The organism is Reinekea marinisedimentorum (assembly GCF_004341165.1).
Taxonomy (GTDB): Bacteria; Pseudomonadota; Gammaproteobacteria; order Pseudomonadales; family Natronospirillaceae; genus Reinekea; species Reinekea marinisedimentorum.
The window spans coordinates 1-2,412 of the sequence record NZ_SLZR01000045.1 but is presented as its reverse complement, the minus strand read 5'-3'; the positions used below and the strand labels follow the sequence as shown (position 1 = coordinate 2,412).

Genomic DNA, 2,412 nt, shown 5'->3' with positions numbered 1-2,412 from the left:
GTAAGCGTCCGGCCATCACACCTTGTCAGGCTGTGCCCAGTTATGCGGTAGTAACTCATCCAGCTGGTTATTTTTTTGGCTTGGCAACCTCGCCAGTACATCTTTCAGATACATGTACGGATCATGACCGTTCAGCTTGGCACTTTGGATCAGGCTCATCACATTGGCGGCACGCTGACCACTGCGCAAGCTACCAGCAAATAACCAGTTGTTTCGGCCCAATGCCCATGGCCGGATCTGATTTTCCACCCAGTTATTGTCGATCGGCACCGCACCATCTTCACAATAGCGTGTGAGTGCGTCCCAACGTTTCAGGCTATAGTCGATGGCTTTGGCTATGGCCGACCCATTTGGCACTCTTTGCCGTTGTAAGGTGAGCCATTCACGCAATTGATCCAGGATCGGTTTGGCTTGTTGCTGGCGAACCATTTTTCTTTGTTCGTTTGTCGTCTCTTTTATCTCTCGTTCAATATCGTAGAGATGTCCTATTTGCTGTAAGGCATATTCCGCCAGTGTGCTTTGGTTGGCGGCATGTAGATCAAAGAACTTACGCCGAGCATGCGCCATGCAACCAATTTCTGTGATGCCTTGTTTGAAGCTGGCTTTGTAGCCACTGAAGTCATCGCAAACCAACTTACCTTGCCAGCTTTGCAGGAACCTGCGGGCATGCTCACCAGAACGGCCAGGGGCAAAGTCATACACCACGGCTCTTGTGCCTGAGAACGGCGTGCTGGTATAGGCCCAAACATAGGCTTTATGGGTTTTCTGTTTGCCAGGACTGAGCATGGCAACCGGGGTTTCATCCGCATGCAGTACTGAGTGTTGGTGCAGTTCGTCTCGAAGTGCGTCGACAATGGGTTGTAATGCCACACCGCATCGGCCAACCCAGTCCGCTAATGTTGATCGACTCATCTCAACACCGGCGCGGGCAAAGATTTTTTCTTGTCGGTACAGCGGTAAGTGATCACCGTATTTCGCGATCAACACCTGTGCCAGTAAGCCGGCGGTAGGAATGCCTTTGTCTATGATCTGTGCCGGTACCGGGGCTTGCGTGAGCGTCTCGCATTGATCGCACACCCACTTGCCCCGAACATGACGCTCTACGGTAAACGTACCGGGGACGTAATCCAGTTTCTCACTAATATCTTCGCCAATGCGCTTGAGCTGACAGCCGCAGGAACATTCTGTTGAATGGGGTTCGTGCTCAATGATCGTGCGAGGTAATTCGGGGGGTAACGGTGCTCGCTTGGGCTGCCGCTTTTCCTGTGGTTTATTCTGCACTTCTGCCAGTTGTGCATCGTGCTGAGCGATGTGTTCCTCAATGGCGGCAATGTCTTCATTGACCAGATCATCTAATAGGCTGCGTTGGTGCGCATTCAACACTTCGCTGGTACGGGCAAACTTATGGCGCTTGAGGATCGCCATCTCATGCTTGAGCTGCTGGTTTTCGGTGGTGACGTATTTAATGGTGGCGTCTTTCTTTTGACCGTCGACCAGCAGCTGTGCTGCTAATGCGCGCAGTTGTTGTTCATTGAGTTTATCGAGGTTCAGTGTATGCGTCATACCGCTCACTGTGTCAGAGCGGTATCGCTATGGCTATAGCAGATTAGGGCAATTTAACGGTGCAATGAGGCTCGTCAGTCAGAGCAGCGAGATCGCTTGCTCTTTCCCAACCTGATACCAGGGTAACCCCACAACCAGTGCCTGCAGTTGCTCATCAGTCAGCTCTAAGGGGTGTTGCTGCCAGGCTCTGGCTGGCATAAACCTGCCCTGATGTAACCGCCGAGCGGCCAGCCAAACACCAAAGCCATCATGCACCAGAACCTTCATCCGGTTGGCGCGTTTATTTAAGAACACGTAAGCCTGATGTGCTTCGGCTGCACCAAACACCGCAACCACTCGAGCCAGACAGGTCTCGGGGCCGGCACGCATGTCCAGAGGCTCAGTGGATAACCAGATCCGGTCAATGCGGATCATGACTGCAAGGCCTTCAGCCACGGAACAGCCTGATCGATATGAGCCAGTGGCCAATCTACAGATAAACCGTTCAGCTCAAATCGAACCGTTTGGCTTGCACTGTCAACCTGCTCAGGGGCAAGGACAGGAATGGGCAAAAAAGCCGTCGATGAAGGGCGGTTATCTTGCATTAAGTGACGGCGTCGCCATTTGTGCACCAGATTAGCATTCAGCCCGTATTGCTGCGCAATAGCGGCAACAGACGAACCGGGTTCCTGGCAAAGCGCCACAATCTTCGCCCGGAATTCAGGGGTGTATTTGCGCCGCTTAGCCGTTACTTTATTGAAGAGAGTTTTGTCGCTTAGCTGATCCATTGAGGTGTCCACTTAAAATTAGGTGGACACCATCATTAGGGTCTTAGGCGAGCTTGAACAGATGAGTTGGCCGGACGCTTAC

The 2,412-nt window shown here is 52.3% G+C and carries 3 protein-coding genes; all 3 read right to left on the bottom strand.

The annotated features are described in order from the left end of the window. Positions 1 to 15: 15 nt before the first annotated feature. The gene (gene tnpC / locus BCF53_RS19015; RefSeq protein ID WP_132704345.1) at positions 16 to 1,563 is read right to left on the bottom strand and encodes an IS66 family transposase; all 1,548 of its coding nucleotides are present in this window, start codon (positions 1,561 to 1,563) and stop codon (positions 16 to 18) included. A gap of 78 nt (positions 1,564 to 1,641) precedes the next feature. After that, entirely contained in the window at positions 1,642 to 1,998 is a 357-nt protein-coding gene (gene tnpB / locus BCF53_RS19010; protein WP_132704343.1) for an IS66 family insertion sequence element accessory protein TnpB, read from the bottom strand. Continuing rightward, the gene (gene tnpA, locus BCF53_RS19005; protein WP_132704341.1) at positions 1,974 to 2,330 is read right to left on the bottom strand and encodes an IS66-like element accessory protein TnpA; all 357 of its coding nucleotides are present in this window, start codon (positions 2,328 to 2,330) and stop codon (positions 1,974 to 1,976) included. Before tnpA ends, tnpB begins: the two co-directional genes overlap by 25 nt. Positions 2,331 to 2,412 lie beyond the last annotated feature (82 nt).